Here is a 14194-nt window from a genome sequence, read left to right as displayed (position 1 = left end):
GGGGGAACCCTTCGCCCGGGAGGTGCCCATCGTGTCCACTGACACCGTCGACGTACTGATCGCCGGAGCCGGTCCCGTGGGACTGACCGCAGCCGTAGAGCTGCGGCGGCGCGGGATCGGCTGCCGTGTCGTGGACCGGCTGCCGGAGCGGCTGCCGTACGCCAAGGCCGTCGGCATCCAGCCCCGCACGCTGGAGATCTGGGACCGGATGGGCCTGGTCCGGGCGGCCCTCGAAGCGGCCGTCCCGATGCTCGGGCAGCTCACGTACGTCAACGGCGCCGAAAGGCCCCGGGTCGAACTCGCCCTGCCGCCCGAGGTGCCGTACGGGTTCGCCGCGCTGCCGCAGTACGAGACCGAGCGGATCCTCGACGAGTTCCTGGCCCGCTTCGGGTCCCGGATCGAGCGCGGGACCGAGCTGGTGGGGTTCGCGCAGGACGCCGACGGGGTGACGAGCCGCCTGGTCACCTCGTCCGGGGCGCAGGAGGAGGTCCGCTCGCGGTACCTGGTCGGCTGCGACGGGGCGCACAGCGCCGTCCGCAAGGGGCTGGGCCTCGGCTTCGAGGGGGGCGCCTTCCCCGAGGAGTACATGCTCGGGGACGTCGAGCTCGACTGGGACATGCCCCACGGGTACGGAGTCCGCGCCATGCACCTCGGCGCCGACGGCGCCGTCGACGACGTGCTGGTGTGCATTCCGCTGCCCGGGCGCGGCCGGTACCGGATCTCCTCCATGGTGCCGCCGGAGCTGCGGACCGCCGCCCGCGCGGAGAGCGGTGACGGCGTGGCACACGGCCTCGACGGCGGCGCGGGGCCCTCGCTCTCCCACCTCCAGGACGTCCTGGACCGGCTCGCGCCGCGGCCGGCGACCGCCTGTGCCCTGCGCTGGTCCTCGGTGTTCCGCATCAGCCACCGGATCGTGGACCGGTACGCCGACGGCCGGGTCTTCGTCGCCGGCGACGCCGCGCACATCCATCCGCCGACGGGCGCGCAGGGGATGAACACCGGCATTCAGGACGCGTACAACCTGGCCTGGAAGCTCGCGCTCGCGATCCAGGGCGGCGCGCGCCCCGAACTCCTCGCGAGCTACGACACCGAGCGCCGTCCGGTCGGTGTGGAGGTCGTGGGGCGGACGGTGCGGCACGCCGCCGAGGGGGTCCAGGCCGACCCCGACGACCCCGGGACCGTCATGCTCCGCGAGGCACAGCTGCTGATCGGCTACCGGGGCAGCCCTCTGGTCGGACCGCCCGAGGAGGGCGGCGGCGCTGACGGCGACGGCCCGCGGGCCGGGGACCGCGCCCCCGACTGCGGGGGCCTGACGGGGCACATCACCGCCCACCCGCTGCGGCTGTACGACCTGTTGCGCGACCGCGGGCACGTGCTGCTGCTCTACGCGGGCGGCGACGGGGAGCCGGGCGAGACGGGCGCCGACGGCTTCCCCGCACTCGCCGCGACCGCCCGGGACGTGTCGCTGGGCCGCGTCGCGACCTGCGTGGTGCTGCCCGATGCCGCCCCGGCCGGCGCCGGCGACACGATGACCCTGCCCGTCTACCGGGACCGCCGTGGCGAGTTCGCGCGGCAGTACGCGGCGCGCGGCCGGACGGCCTTCCTGGTGCGCCCGGACGGTTATCTGAGCGCCCGTCTCCAGCCGCCCACCGCCGGTGAGCTGGCCTCCCGCCTCGCGCTGGTCTTCCAGGTCTGAGCGCCGGGGTACCCTGCCCGCCCCGGCAATCCAATTGGACAAGCAGTCGATGTTACGACCACGATGAGCCCCGCAGTATCGCGGCAGTGCGGGGGGCATACCGCTCACATCGTGACGTCCTCCACGCTCACCGCCTCGTCCCCGCATCAGACCTGGAGAGACTTCGCCATGAGCTTCGGCGACCCGAACAACCCCTACGGCCAGCAGCCCCCGCAGGGCCAGCCCGGCGGCTACCCGCAGCAGGCGCCCCAGGGCGTTCCCCCGCAGCCGCAGTACGGCTACCCGCAGCAGCCCCAGCCGCCGCAGCAGCCCTACGGCTACCCGCAGCAGCCGATGCCCCCGATGCCGGGCATGCCTGGCATGCCCGGGATGCCCGGGATGGGTCTGCCGCCGCTCGCCCACTGGGGTCAGCGCGTCGGTGCGTACCTGCTCGACCTCCTCATCATGGTCGGCCCGATGTACCTGGTCATGTTCATCACCGGCGCCTCCAGCTCCGGCTCCGGCTCCAGCGACGCCTCGGCGGGTCTCTCCATCCTCAGCCTCATCACCCTCCTGTACGCGATAGGCATGGGCTTCTTCCAGCTGTACAAGGAAGGTTCGACCGGTCAGACGATCGGCAAGAAGGCGCTCGGCATCAGCGTCCTGCGCGAGGCCGACGGCCGCACGCTGGGCTTCGGCTTCGCCTTCGTGCGCAAGCTCGCCCACTTCCTCGACAGCATCGCCTGCTACCTCGGCTTCCTGTGGCCGCTGTGGGACCAGAAGAAGCAGACCTTCGCCGACAAGGTGTGCAACACCGTCGTCATCAAGGTGAAGTGATCCGGGGCTGACCGGCCACGGGGCCGTTCGCCCGCGTACGGCCCACCGGGGCCGGCCTTCCGTCCGCGAGGACCGCGAAGGCCGGCCCCGCCGCTTTGCCCGGGTCTCACACGGGGCGGTGGCCGCCCCAGGGACCGAGGGCGAACCCGGCACCGTCGCGCCGGACCTCGACGGCGCCGGCGCCGCCGAAGTGGGCGGGGACGACCAGTTCCCGGGTGTCCGCGGCCCGTTCGAGGATCCGCAGCCGGCTGGCGGCGGCCTCCGCCTCGTCCATGCAGAAGCAGCTGTTGCAGGACGGCCGCAGGATCTGGACCGGGCTGTGCAGCAGGTCCCCGACGAACACCGCGCGGTCGCCGCCGGAGTCGAGCCTGAGGACGGCGGATCCGGGCGTGTGACCGGGGGCGGACTCCAGGGTGAGGTGCTCGTCGATGCGGTGGGCGCCCTCCCAGAGCACGGCCTGCCCGGCCCGGTGGATCGGAGCGACGCTGTCCTCGTAGAGCAGCCGGTCGTCCTCCCGCAGGCCCTTCCCGTACCCGCCCCGGGGGCCGAACCAGTGGTCGTCGGCGGCCGGTATGAGGTACTCGGCGTTGGGGAAGGCCGGCACCCACTCCCCCGCCTCGTCCACGGTGTTGCCGCCGACGTGGTCGGCGTGGACGTGGGTGTTGACCACGAGGTCGACGTCCTCGGGCCGCACGCCGGCCCGCTCCAGTTCGCCGAGGAAGTCGGCCTGCCAGTGGTGGAACCGGGGCGATCCGGGCCGTTCGCGTCCGTTGCCCACCCCGGTGTCCACCAGGATGGTGCGGCCGGCGCTGCGCAGCACCCAGGTCTGCAGCGCGACCACCGCCAGGTCCCGCTCCGGCTCCCAGTGGTCGGGCGCCAGCCACTCCTCGTTGGCCTTCCACAGTTCGGCCCCGGCCTCCGGGACGAAGTCGGCCGCCGGCACGAGCGGCCCCTGCCACTCGACGACCCGCAGGACCTCGACGTCTCCCAGGACGATGCTCTGCTCGTTCTCGTTCTTCATGGCCCCAATCTATGCGGGCCAGTTGAGCCCCTCAATGCCAGCCCGGCTCATCCGGATACGCGAGGCTCTCACTCCCGAGGCCGGCGCTAGGCTGATCCGATGGATGTGGTGAGTGACGCGATCGCGGCCGTGCGCATCGGCCGGCCCTCCTCCGACCGGATGCGGGTGAGCGGGAGCTGGTGCGCGCGCTTCGACGCGTACGACGGCGCCGGGTTCCACGTCGTCCTGGAGGGCACCTGCTGGCTGCTCCCCGACGGAGGCGGCGAACCGGTCGCGCTGGGCGCGGGTGACGCGGTGCTGCTGCCGCACGGGACCGGGCACGTCATCGCCGACTCCGCGGTGGACGAGGCGACGGTGCGAGGGGCGGTGCGCTTCGAGGACTGGCGCGCCGAGGAGCGCTCGGAGCGGACCTCGCGGCAGCCCCCGGCCGCGGGCGCGGCGGTGGAGATGCTGTGCGGCAAGTACCGGCTCGACCGCAGCCGGGTGCACCCGCTGATGGCGGAGCTGCCCCGGGTCGTCCACCTGGCGAACCGGGTGGGCGCCCATCCCGAACTCCGCTCGGCCATCGACCTGCTGGGGCGGGAGCTGGGCGGGCAGCGGCCCGGCGCCTGGATCGCGGTGCCGAACCTGCTGGACCTGCTGCTCGTCTACATGGTCCGGTCCTGCCTGGACGAGGGGACGACCGGGGTCTGGCCCGCCGTCCTGGGCGACCCGGTGGCGGCCGCCGCGCTGCGCGCCCTGCACGCGGATCCGGCCGCCGCGTGGACCAACGACCGGCTGGCCGCCGAGGCGGGGGTCTCGCGGCCGACCCTGGCCAGGCGGTTCACGGCCCTGGTCGGCCGGCCGCCGATGGCGTACCTCACTTGGTGGCGCCTGACGTTCGCGGCCACCCTGCTCCGCGACACCGCGGACCCGCTGGCCGCCATCGCGCGCCGGGTGGGGTACGCGACCCCGTACGCCTTCTCCCACGCGTTCAACCGGGAGTTCGGGACGACGCCGGGGCGCTACCGGGACGACCGCGCGGCGGGCGCGGGCGCGGTCAGGACCCTCTGACGCGCGCCCGCGCCACCCGGGCGGGGGTCAGCGGCCGGGGCACCGCTTCCAGGAGAAGTGGTAGATGGTGCCGATGGTGCCGTCCGTCGAGTCGACGGACATGTAGCTGGCCCGCGCCGGGTCGGAGGTGCCGATCTCGGCGCGCAGCTCGGTGTTGATGTTGAAGTTGCGCAGTTCCCCGCAGGGCGCGAAGGCCAGGGCCTCGACCCCTGTGGTGTCGGTGACCTGCCAGTTGTCGTCGAGGGCTCCGGCGAACCGGTGGGTGCGCTGGGCGGTCTGGCTCATGCCCTGGAAGTAGTAGCTGGCCTTCTGGGTGCCGACCGCGCCGGGCTGGAGGTTGCCGAAGCCCCGGTAGTCGACCTTGGCCACGGCGTACGTGTAGCCCTGGGGAACGTGCACGACCAGCGAGAGCTGGCAGTTCTTGCGGCCCTCGGTCGCGGGGGCGCCGCCGCCGGCCTGGGCCATGTACTCGCTGTAGGTGACGGTGAAGGCCGAGTTGTCCGGGGCGACGGCGACCGCGGCGGTGCCGGGCTTGCAGCCCGAGCCGTTGACGGTGGCGACGTCGACCGTCACCCGGTCCGTGGGCGCCGCGGGGGCGGCCCCGGCGGAGGCAGTGGCTCCGGCCGAGGGGGTGAGGGCGAGGAGGGCGGCCGATGCGGCGGCCGCGGCGAAGGTGGTGCGCAGTGGCTTGATCACCTGGCCATGGATAACCGCCCCCGGCGGGCGCGGCCCGGCTGCGGCAACGGCGTCTCACCCCGATGGTCGGGCCCGTTCACCGCAGAAACGATCATGCGGCGTCGTCGGGGCGGCCGAACGGCGCAGCGGGGCCGGAACGGGGCTCGTGTGCCCGGGAATTCGATGCGGTTTCTCCTAGTATGGGCGTCCCGTTGACGGAGGAGAGCTCATGCCGGGTCGGTTCGGGGGGCGGCGCTCGGTCGCGCTGTCCGTGTCCCTTTGCCTGGGTCTCGCCGCCCTGGGCTCCCTCGCACCACCGGCCGCCCCGCCGGCCTCGGCAGTCTCGGCGGTCTCAGCCGTCCCCGCCGCCTTCGCCGCCTCCGCGTTCGGCCCGCTCCCCGGGCGCCACCACCCGGACGACGACCGGCTCTCCGCCGAGACCCGGCCCGACGAGGTGGCCTCGCTCGGTGCGGAACACGCCAGGGAGCACGCCGAGCGACGGCTGGCCGCCCGGGAATCCACGGTCTATCCGCAGGCCGCCCGCACCTCCGGTCTGGAGGCCCTGCGCACCTCCCAGCAGCAGGCCAACGCCCGCCTGGAGGCGTCCCGTTCCGGCCGGTTCACGGCGTTCTTCCCCTCCCCCGACTTCGGCGTCCACGTCGCCCAGCTGCCCACCGGCAAGGTGCTGCTGTTCTCCTTCGAACGCGTGGAGGTCGACCCCAGGAAGGAGACCGGCCCCACGGACCGGATCGGCCGCACCAACGCGGGCCGCGCCTACCTGTGGGATCCCGCCCGCGGTACGGGGGCGGGGGCCTTCAAGAAGGTGGAGCCCCCGACGGTGCTGATGCCCGACGGCCTTCACGTGCCCCGCCCCGCGCCGTTCTTCTGCGCCGGGCACGCCTTCCTGCCCAACGGAATGGTCGGGGTGTTCGGCGGCAACGTCGGCGGCAAGGGCGGCAGCGGCGCCAGGCTGTCCTTCGTCTTCGACCCGTGGACCGAGCTCTGGTACCGCAACCGCGACATGTCGGTGGGCCGCTGGTACCCCTCGGTCGTCACCGGGCCCGACGGCCGCCAGATCATCATGTCCGGCCAGTCCGAGCGCGGTACGGGCACCCCCACCCCGGTCGTGGAGCGGTTCCCGGCGCTGCGCCATCCCGTGCCCTGGCGGCCGTACGACATCCCGCTCGACCTCGCCCCGGAGCGGTTCCGCGCGGACGCGCCGTTCCGCAACGACTACCCGCACCTGTTCTCGCTGCGGGACGGCAAGATCTATGGCCTCGGCCGCGACGCCGACCAGCAGTGGCTCTTCGACCTGGCCACGCAGACCCGTACGGACCTGCCCAGGCGGCCGGCCGACTTCCGCGGCTACGGCTCGGCGGTGCCCCTCCCCGCCGGGTTCCGCGGCCCGGATTCCGTGCTGGTCCTCGGCGGCGACCCGCGCGACCCGAACACGTACCGGCTCTCCGGCGGCGCCTGGAGCACCGAGGAACCGCGGGCGTTCGGCCGGACCCAGGACGACACGCTGATCCTGCCGGACGGCACGCTGCTGACGGTCAACGGCGCCCTCGCCACCCGGGACTACGGGTACGGACCGTTCAACCCGAAGGCGGACCTCAAGTACCGGCGGACCGAGCTGCGCGACGCGCGCGGCCACTGGCGGCTCGGGCCGGCGCAGCGCCTGCCGCGCGGCTACCACTCCAACGCCCTGGTGATGCCGGACGGCCGGGTGATGGTCACCGGCGACGAACTCCAGCAGATCGCCAACGATCCCGACATCCGGGACGGGATGGACGGCAGCATCGAGCTCTACGAGCCCCCGTACCTCCACCAGGGAGGTTCCCGCCCGGCCCTGGACCGGGTCCCGGGCGGCGAGCTGGCCTACGACGAGGAGTTCCGGGTGGACAGCTCCACCGCCTCGCGGGTGAAGCGGGCCGTGCTCCTCGCGCCGACGACGGTCACCCACGCGGTGAACACCAGCCAGCGGCATCTGGACCTCCGCTTCACCGGGACGCCCGGCAGCGGCGGCGGCTCGATCGGGCTGCGGACGCCGCCCGGCGCGGCCGACGCGCCCCCCGGTTACTACATGCTGTTCCTGCTCGACGCGAAGGGCGTCCCCAGTACGGCGAAATGGGTGAAGCTCGGTCACCGCTGACCTGGTCACGGGAGGGGCGCGTCGCCCGAACGGGTGTGGACGGAGCCCCCCGGCACGACAGCCGGACGGCGGGCTCGTAGCGTCGTCAGCGTCAGGGGTCCTGGTGGCCCGACAAGGTGAACTCTCCTGACGAGAGGCCATGTCGATGCTCAATGACGTCCCGATATCCAGCCTTCTGCGGATCCACCGCGGCTCCGCCGCCCCGGAGGAGCTCGCCGCGATCGCGGTGGTCGTCGCCTGCCTCTCCGGCCGGTCCGCCCACGCCGCACGCGGGCCCTCCGCCGGCGCGCACCGGCGCCGCCCGCGCCCGGGGCGCGGCGGCCACGGGTGCTGGGCGGGGTGCTGGGCCTGCCGGTGACCCCGGCAGGCCCCTTCACACGGTGCTCAGGCGCGGCGGAGCAGCTGCGACATGACGCCGCCCAGCGCGGCCGTCGGGTCGGCCACGGGGCCCTCGGACCGCCAGGCGACGAACCCGTCCGGGCGTACGAGGACGGCTCCTTCGGGGCTCATCTCGTGGACCTCGGCCCAGTCGGTGCCGCTGGGCTGGATCAGGTCGGCGCCCGGCGCGGAGCCGATGGTGTGGGCCTCCAGCCGGACGTCCAGCTTCGAGGCCACCTTCTCGGCCGCCTCCCGCCACGGGGTGCCGACACCGCTGATCAGCACGAAGGAGCGCTCGTAGAGGTCCAGCGTGGAGATCTTCGCGCCGGCCCGGGTCAGCCACATGTGCGGCGCCCGGGTGCCGACGTCGCCGCTCAGCCGGAGCTTCTCCGGGATGACGGGCCGGTGCGCGTCGCCGCCGACGACCGCCCCGCGCGGGTAGCAGTACCCCATCGCGGTGGTGAGCACCCCGCTGCCCGGACCGCCGCCCATGGTGGGGGGCGGGGCGTATCCCGGGTGGCTGTGCTCGGCCGAGCGGGCGGAGGCGCGCTCGCTCGTGGCCTGGGCCACGGGCAGCCGTTCGGCCTCGTAGGTGTCGAGGAGTTCCCGTCCGGCGGAACCGTCGAGCACCGCCGCCATCTTCCAGGCGAGGTTGTGGGCGTCCTGGATGCCGGTGTTGGATCCGAAGGCGCCGGTGGGGGACATCTCGTGCGCGGCGTCGCCGACGAGGAACACCCGTCCGGACGAATAGCTCACCGCCACCCGTTCGGCCGCGTGCCAGGGCGCCTTGCCGCCGATCTCGACGTCCAGGTCGGGGACGCCGATCGCCTCGCGGATCTGGTCCACGCAGCGCTCGTCGGTGAAGTCCTCCAGCGTCTCGCCCCGGTCGGGGTGCCAGGGGGCGTGGAAGACCCACTGGCTGGTGTTGTCCACGGGCAGCAGCGCCCCGTCCGCACCCGGGCGCATCAGGTAGCAGACGATGAAGCGGAGGTCGCCGAGCTCTTTGACGAGCCGTTCGGAGCGGAAGGTGACGCTCACGTTGTGGAACAGCTCGCCGTTGCCCGTCTGGGGGATCCCCAGGGCTTCGCGTACGGGGCTGCGCGGGCCGTCCGCCGCGATGACGTAGTCCGCCCGGACGGTGAGGTGCTCGCCGGTCTCCCGGTTCTTGACCAGGGCGGTCACTCCGGTCGCGTCCTGGTCGAAACTCATCAGTTCGGTGGAGAAGCGCACGTCGGCGCCCTGCGCGCGGCTCTGGGTGGCCAGTTCCGGCTCGATGTTGTTCTGGCTGCACAGGCACCAGCCGGTGGGGCTGAACCGGGCGATCGCCCCGGATGGGTCAATCGACTTGATGAGCCAGGTGTGCTCTCCGTCGGTCAGCGACTGGGCCTGGAGGATGCCCTGGTTCCCCTCCAGCACGGAGGCGGCCCGGCGGATCGCCGGTTCCGCTCCGGCCGTACGGAACAGCTCCATCGTCCGGGCGTTGATTCCGCGTCCGCGGGGGTGGGCGGAGGTACCGGCGTGCTTCTCGACCAGCAGATGCCTGATGCCGTGACGGCTCAGGAACAGCGAGGTGGACAGCCCCACGAGGGAGCCGCCCACGACGAGGACCGGTACGCGGACATCGGCATTCTCTTCCATCAGCTGCGGGCTCCTGTGTTCTCTGCGGGGCAATGGATTCCTTATGCCCCCGATGAGAGATCGAGCCCAGGCGATTCGCCTCTTGTCACCCGCTTGATCCTGAGATCTAGCGTTCTGTCCCCGGCCGGATGACGATGAGCGACAGCGGCTCCCCTCTGGTGCGCCGGCCTGCCGTTCCCGGCCGGCGTCGGCGCCGGGCTCCGGGCGGATTCCGCCGATGACGGACGAGGAGTCCGTACGCGATGGGTTTCCAAGCCCTCACGAAGGAGTGAGTAGATGACAACCACCCTGTCCGAACGGGTGTCACAGTCCGCCTTCGACGGCTCCATGCTCCGGGTCGTACTGCTGATGGACCTGCACGAGGGGGCCCAGCAGCAGTTCTTCGAGGCGTACGAACAGCTCCGCCACGACATCGCCGCCGTGCCGGGCCACCTCGGGGACCAGCTCTGCCAGTCCTTCGAGAACCCCTCGCAGTGGCTCATCACCAGTGAGTGGGAGAGCGCGCCGCAGTACCTGGCGTGGGTCAACAGCGAACGGCACGTCGAGCAGGTGCGTCCGCTGGGCGCCTGCGCCCGCACCATGCGCCCGCTGCAGTTCACGGTGCTGCGGGAGACCGGCAAGCGCTACGAGGAGGCCGCGCTGCCGCCCCGGGGCCGGCTCCAGCCCGCTCCCCGGCTCGGTGCGGGGATCGTCCGGCACGCGCTGACCTTCACGGTCAAGCCGGGCAGCGAGAAGCAGGTCGCGGACCTGCTGTCCTCGTACGCCTCCCCGGCGGCCCAGGTCGACGAGCACACCCGGCTGTGCCGGACGTCGCTCTTCATGCACGGCAACCGGGTCGTACGTACGGTGGAGGTCCAGGGCGACCTGGTGGCGGCGCTGCGGCACGTGTCGCAGCAGCCCGAGGTGCGCGCCGTCGAGGAGGCCATCAACCCCTACCTGGAGCAGGCGCGCGACCTGTCCGACCACGAGTCCGCGCGGATGTTCTTCATGCGCGCGGCGGTCCCGGCGGTGCACCACATCTCCGCGACCGGGCGGGAACCGGCGGAGGTGACCCGGCACGCGCTGTTCTACCCGGCCAAGCCGGGCTGCGGTCCGGCGCTCGCGAAGTTCCTGTCGCGGCAGGACGAGGCCGCGGCGCGGCACACGAAGAGCCCCGTACGGAGCAGCAGCATCTTCCAGCGCGACGACATCGTCGTCCGGCTCTTCGACGTGGCCGGGGCGCCGGGCGAGCGCCCCGCGAAGGACTTCGGCATCGAATCGCCGCACCAGGCGGCGGTGCTGGAGCGGCTGCTGGCCGCCCCGGCCGGTGCCGGCCCGGCCGCACCCCACCCCATGAACCTGATCACCGACCGCCGGGCCGCGGCCCGGCCGTGATCCGGACGGGTCCGCGGAGCACCCGCGTCCGGCCCGCACCAGCCCCTCACCTGCCAGGAGGAAGTCAGCCATGACGAAACACCGCCCACGCATCGTCGACCTCAGCGAGACACAGCCCAACCGCCGGCGCGGCGGCGACGTGCGGGCCGTCCTCACCCCGACGCTGGCGGGCTCGACCAGCGGCTTCATGGGGCTGGCCATCATGGGTCCCGGGGAGTCGATCGCCGAGCACTACCACCCGTACTCCGAGGAGTTCGTGTACGTGGTCAGCGGCGTGCTGGAGGTCGACCTCGACGGCGACACCCACCCGCTGCGCACCGACCAGGGGCTGCTGGTGCCGATCAACGTGCGCCACCGGTTCCGCAACGTCGGGGACGTCGAGGCCCGGATGGTCTTCCACCTCGGTCCGCTGGCGCCGCGGCCGGAGCTGGGCCACGTCGACACCGAGGAGGCCGCGCACGCGCAGGGCGCCCACGGTGACCGGCCGCCGGAGCGCTCGGGAGTGGTGTCGTGACCCGGCGGCGGGTGGCCGTCACCGGAGTCGGCGTCGTCGCGCCCGGCGGCATCGGGGCCCGGGCGTTCTGGGACCTGCTCTCCAACGGGCGTACGGCGACACGGGGCATCACCCTCTTCGATCCGGCCGGGTTCCGCTCCCGGATAGCCGCCGAGGTCGATTTCGACCCCGCGGCGCACGGATTCGACGAGGACGGCGCGGCCCGGGCGGACCGGTACATCCAGTTCGCCCTGGTCGCCGCGCGGGAGGCCGTCGCCGACGCCGGCCTCGAACTCGGCGGCGACGACGCCTGGCGGACCGGGGTCTCCCTCGGCACCGCCGTCGGCGGCACCACCCGGCTGGAGCACGACTACACCGCCGTGAGCCAGGAAGGCTCGTGGTGGGACGTCGACCACCGGCTCGCGTCGCCCTACCTGCACCGCGCGTTCACTCCCGCCACCCTCGCCTCGGCGGTGGCGGAGCAGACCGGCGCGCGGGGCCCGGTACAGACCGTCTCCACGGGCTGCACCTCCGGGCTCGACGCCATCGGCTACGCGGTGCACTCCATCCAGGAGGGCCGGATGGACGTGTGCATAGCCGGCGCGTCGGACTCCCCCGTGTCCCCCATCACGGTGGCCTGTTTCGACGCGATCAAGGCGACCTCGGCGAACAACGACGACCCGGCGCACGCCTCGCGGCCCTTCGACGCCAACCGGGACGGCTTCGTCCTCGGCGAGGGCGGGGCGGTCCTCGTCCTGGAGGAGCTGGAGCACGCCCGGGCGCGCGGCGCGACGGTCTACTGCGAGATCGGCGGGTACGCGACGTTCGGCAACGCCCATCACATGACCGGGCTGACCGCCGAGGGACTGGAGATGGCCCGCGCCATCGAAACCGCCCTCGGCCAGGCCCAGGTCAACGCCGGGGACATCGACTACGTCAACGCGCACGGCTCCGGCACCAAGCAGAACGACCGCCACGAGACGGCGGCGGTCAAGCGGGTCCTGCGCGACCACGCCTACAAGACGCCGATGACCTCCATCAAATCCATGGTGGGGCACTCGCTCGGCGCCATCGGGGCGATAGAACTCGCGGCCTGCGTGCTGGCGATGACTCATCACGTGGTGCCGCCGACCGCGAACTACGAGACGCCCGACCCCGAGTGCGATCTGGACTACGTCCCGCGCACGGCCCGCGAGCACACGCTGCGCAGCGTGCTCTCCGTCGGCAGCGGGTTCGGCGGGTTCCAGTCCGCGGTCGTCATGACCCGGCCGAAGGAGGTACGCGCGTGAACAGCCGCAGCGGCCGTACCCGGGGTGCCGGCACCCCGGGCAGGACCGTCGTCACCGGGATGGGCATCGTCGCTCCCAACGGGATCGGCGCCGAGGCCTTCTGGAAGGCGACCGAGTCCGGCGACAGCGTCCTGGCCCGCGTCACCCGGCAGGGGTGCGAGCACCTCCCGCTGCGGGTCGCGGGCGAGGTGCGGGACTTCGACCCCGGCACGCTCGTCGAGGAGCGCTTCCTCGTACAGACCGACCGGTTCAGCCACTACGCGCTCGCGGCGGCCGACATGGCGCTGGAGGACGCCCGGCTCGGACGGGCCGACTACGAGGACGACCCCTACTCCGTGGGCGTCGTCACGGCGGCCGGTTCCGGCGGCGGCGAGTTCGGGCAGCGCGAGCTCCAGCGGCTGTGGGGGCAGGGCCCCCGCTACGTCGGCCCGTACCAGTCGATCGCCTGGTTCTACGCGGCCAGCACCGGCCAGGTCTCCATCCGGCGCGGGTTCAAGGGCCCGTGCGGAGTGGTGTGCGGAGACGAGGCCGGCGGTCTGGACGCCTTCGCGCACGCGGCCCGGGCGATCCGCCAGGGCAGCCGGGCGATGCTCGCCGGGGCGACGGAGGCCCCGCTCGCGCCCTACTCGGTGGTGTGCCAGCTCGGTTACGAGGGGCTGAGCACCGCCGAGGACCCGGAGCGGGCGTACCGGCCGTTCACCGACAAGGCGTGCGGTTTCGTCCCGGCGGAGGGCGGCGCGATGTTCGTCGTCGAGGACGAGGCCGCGGCCGGGCGGCGGGGCGCGACGGTGCGGGCCGTACTGGCCGGCCACGCCGCGACCTTCACCGGACCGGGGCGCTGGGAGGAGTCGGCCGAGGGCCTGGCCCACGCGATCCGGGGCGCGCTGCGGGAGGCCGATTGCGCTCCCGAGGAGATCGACGTCGTGTTCGCCGACGCCTTCGGGTCGCCGGAGGCCGACGCGGCCGAGGCCCGGGCGATCTCCGAGGCGCTCGGCTCCCACGGGTCGAAGGTGCCGGTGACGGCGCCCAAGACCGGTACGGGGCGGGCGTACTGCGCGGCGGCGACGCTCGATGTCGCCGCCGCGGTCCTGGCACTGGAGCACGGGGTCGTGCCTCCGACCCCGAACGTGTTCGAGGTGTGCCACGACCTGGATGTGGTCACGGGTGACGCCCGGGCCTGCGGGCCCCGGACGGCGCTGGTGCTGAGCCGGGGCCAGATGGGCTCGAACTCGGCGCTCGTGATCCGCAAGGGGTCCGATTCCCCCGCGTAGGGGCGGGCCCGCCCGAAGGAAGCACCACCGCACCACGCAGGAAGCAGGACTCGTAGGACTCGCGGCAAGAGAGAAGGCACCCATGTCCGAACGACTGACCATGGAAGAACTCGCGGCCCTGATGAAGACCGCCGGCATCACCGTCGATCCGACGGAGCTGGCGAGCCGTCCGGACTCCCAGTTCGACGACTACGGCCTCGACTCCCTGGGCCTGCTCGGAATCGTCGGGGAGCTGGAGAACCGGCGCGGCCGGGCACTCCCCTCGAACGCGGACCGCTGCAAGAGCCCCGGCGAGTTCCTCGACCTCGTCAACAGCAGCCTCATGACCGGAGCCTGAC

The 14194-nt window shown here is 73.1% G+C and carries 13 protein-coding genes; 10 read left to right on the top strand and 3 right to left on the bottom strand.

The genetic code is table 11. The features are described from left to right. Positions 1-28: 28 nt before the first annotated feature. A complete protein-coding gene (locus IE248_RS11740; protein WP_190030825.1) occupies positions 29-1696 on the top strand; it encodes an FAD-dependent monooxygenase in 1668 nt (555 codons plus the stop codon). A 168-nt stretch (positions 1697-1864) separates the two neighbouring features. Then, positions 1865-2512, top strand: a complete 648-nt coding sequence (locus IE248_RS11735; RefSeq protein ID WP_073798644.1) for an RDD family protein — start codon at positions 1865-1867, stop codon at positions 2510-2512. 106 nt (positions 2513-2618) lie between these two features. Here the strand turns inward: IE248_RS11735 and IE248_RS11730 are convergent, their stop codons facing one another. Further along, positions 2619-3533 carry an MBL fold metallo-hydrolase gene (locus IE248_RS11730; RefSeq protein ID WP_190030668.1) on the bottom strand — a complete coding sequence of 305 codons (915 nt, stop codon included), beginning with the start codon at positions 3531-3533 and terminating at the stop codon, positions 2619-2621. 99 nt (positions 3534-3632) lie between these two features. On the opposite strand from IE248_RS11730, the gene IE248_RS11725 reads away from it, so the two are divergent. Next, a complete protein-coding gene (locus IE248_RS11725; RefSeq protein ID WP_190030667.1) occupies positions 3633-4586 on the top strand; it encodes an AraC family transcriptional regulator in 954 nt (317 codons plus the stop codon). Between the two features lie 27 nt (positions 4587-4613). Here the strand turns inward: IE248_RS11725 and IE248_RS11720 are convergent, their stop codons facing one another. Then, positions 4614-5270, bottom strand: coding sequence for a DUF4360 domain-containing protein (locus IE248_RS11720; RefSeq protein ID WP_190030824.1), 657 nt, complete (start codon positions 5268-5270; stop codon positions 4614-4616). Between the two features lie 220 nt (positions 5271-5490). Between IE248_RS11720 and IE248_RS11715 the strand changes: the two genes are divergently transcribed. Beyond that, complete coding sequence (locus IE248_RS11715) at positions 5491-7413, top strand: galactose oxidase early set domain-containing protein (RefSeq protein ID WP_190030666.1); 1923 nt, start codon at positions 5491-5493, stop codon at positions 7411-7413. 139 nt (positions 7414-7552) lie between these two features. Continuing rightward, entirely contained in the window at positions 7553-7771 is a 219-nt protein-coding gene (locus tag IE248_RS11710) for an acyl-CoA carboxylase epsilon subunit (protein ID WP_037798867.1), read from the top strand. 26 nt (positions 7772-7797) lie between these two features. Here the strand turns inward: IE248_RS11710 and IE248_RS11705 are convergent, their stop codons facing one another. Then, entirely contained in the window at positions 7798-9429 is a 1632-nt protein-coding gene (locus IE248_RS11705) for an FAD-dependent oxidoreductase (protein ID WP_037798864.1), read from the bottom strand. A gap of 276 nt (positions 9430-9705) precedes the next feature. On the opposite strand from IE248_RS11705, the gene IE248_RS11700 reads away from it, so the two are divergent. The 5 genes from IE248_RS11700 (at position 9706) to IE248_RS11680 (ending at position 14193) form a co-directional block, all read left to right on the top strand. Beyond that, positions 9706-10803 (top strand): SchA/CurD-like domain-containing protein, encoded by a 1098-nt coding sequence (locus IE248_RS11700; protein ID WP_073798640.1) that lies wholly within the window; start codon positions 9706-9708, stop codon positions 10801-10803. Positions 10804-10873: 70 nt separating this feature from the next. Beyond that, positions 10874-11317, top strand: a complete 444-nt coding sequence (locus IE248_RS11695) for a cupin domain-containing protein (RefSeq protein WP_073798639.1) — start codon at positions 10874-10876, stop codon at positions 11315-11317. After that, a complete protein-coding gene (locus tag IE248_RS11690; RefSeq protein WP_008742304.1) occupies positions 11314-12585 on the top strand; it encodes a beta-ketoacyl-[acyl-carrier-protein] synthase family protein in 1272 nt (423 codons plus the stop codon). Before IE248_RS11695 ends, IE248_RS11690 begins: the two co-directional genes overlap by 4 nt. Positions 12586-12644: 59 nt before the next feature. Further along, on the top strand, positions 12645-13856 hold the full coding sequence (locus IE248_RS11685; protein ID WP_190030823.1) for a ketosynthase chain-length factor: 1212 nt from the start codon (positions 12645-12647) through the stop codon (positions 13854-13856). An 82-nt stretch (positions 13857-13938) separates the two neighbouring features. Further along, the gene (locus tag IE248_RS11680; RefSeq protein ID WP_008742302.1) at positions 13939-14193 is read left to right on the top strand and encodes an acyl carrier protein; all 255 of its coding nucleotides are present in this window, start codon (positions 13939-13941) and stop codon (positions 14191-14193) included. Position 14194: the final 1 nt, after the last annotated feature.

It is taken from the genome of Streptomyces goshikiensis, from assembly GCF_014650555.1.
GTDB classification, from domain to species: domain Bacteria; phylum Actinomycetota; class Actinomycetes; order Streptomycetales; family Streptomycetaceae; genus Streptomyces; species Streptomyces goshikiensis.
Note: the sequence above shows the minus strand (reverse complement) of the source record. Positions and strands in the feature narration are given on the sequence as shown.

Bases quoted from the DNA above. Each gene is read 5' to 3' on its own strand.
- IE248_RS11735 (WP_073798644.1), top strand. From the start codon at position 1,865: ATGAGCTTCGGCGACCCGAACAACCCCTACGGCCAGCAGCCCCCGCAG.
- IE248_RS11730 (WP_190030668.1), bottom strand. From the start codon at position 3,533: ATGAAGAACGAGAACGAGCAGAGCATCGTCCTGGGAGACGTCGAGGTC.
- IE248_RS11725 (WP_190030667.1), top strand. From the start codon at position 3,633: ATGGATGTGGTGAGTGACGCGATCGCGGCCGTGCGCATCGGCCGGCCC.
- IE248_RS11715 (WP_190030666.1), top strand. From the start codon at position 5,491: ATGCCGGGTCGGTTCGGGGGGCGGCGCTCGGTCGCGCTGTCCGTGTCC.
- IE248_RS11710 (WP_037798867.1), top strand. From the start codon at position 7,553: ATGTCGATGCTCAATGACGTCCCGATATCCAGCCTTCTGCGGATCCAC.
- IE248_RS11705 (WP_037798864.1), bottom strand. From the start codon at position 9,429: ATGGAAGAGAATGCCGATGTCCGCGTACCGGTCCTCGTCGTGGGCGGC.
- IE248_RS11700 (WP_073798640.1), top strand. From the start codon at position 9,706: ATGACAACCACCCTGTCCGAACGGGTGTCACAGTCCGCCTTCGACGGC.
- IE248_RS11695 (WP_073798639.1), top strand. From the start codon at position 10,874: ATGACGAAACACCGCCCACGCATCGTCGACCTCAGCGAGACACAGCCC.
- IE248_RS11685 (WP_190030823.1), top strand. From the start codon at position 12,645: ATGGGCATCGTCGCTCCCAACGGGATCGGCGCCGAGGCCTTCTGGAAG.
- IE248_RS11680 (WP_008742302.1), top strand. From the start codon at position 13,939: ATGTCCGAACGACTGACCATGGAAGAACTCGCGGCCCTGATGAAGACC.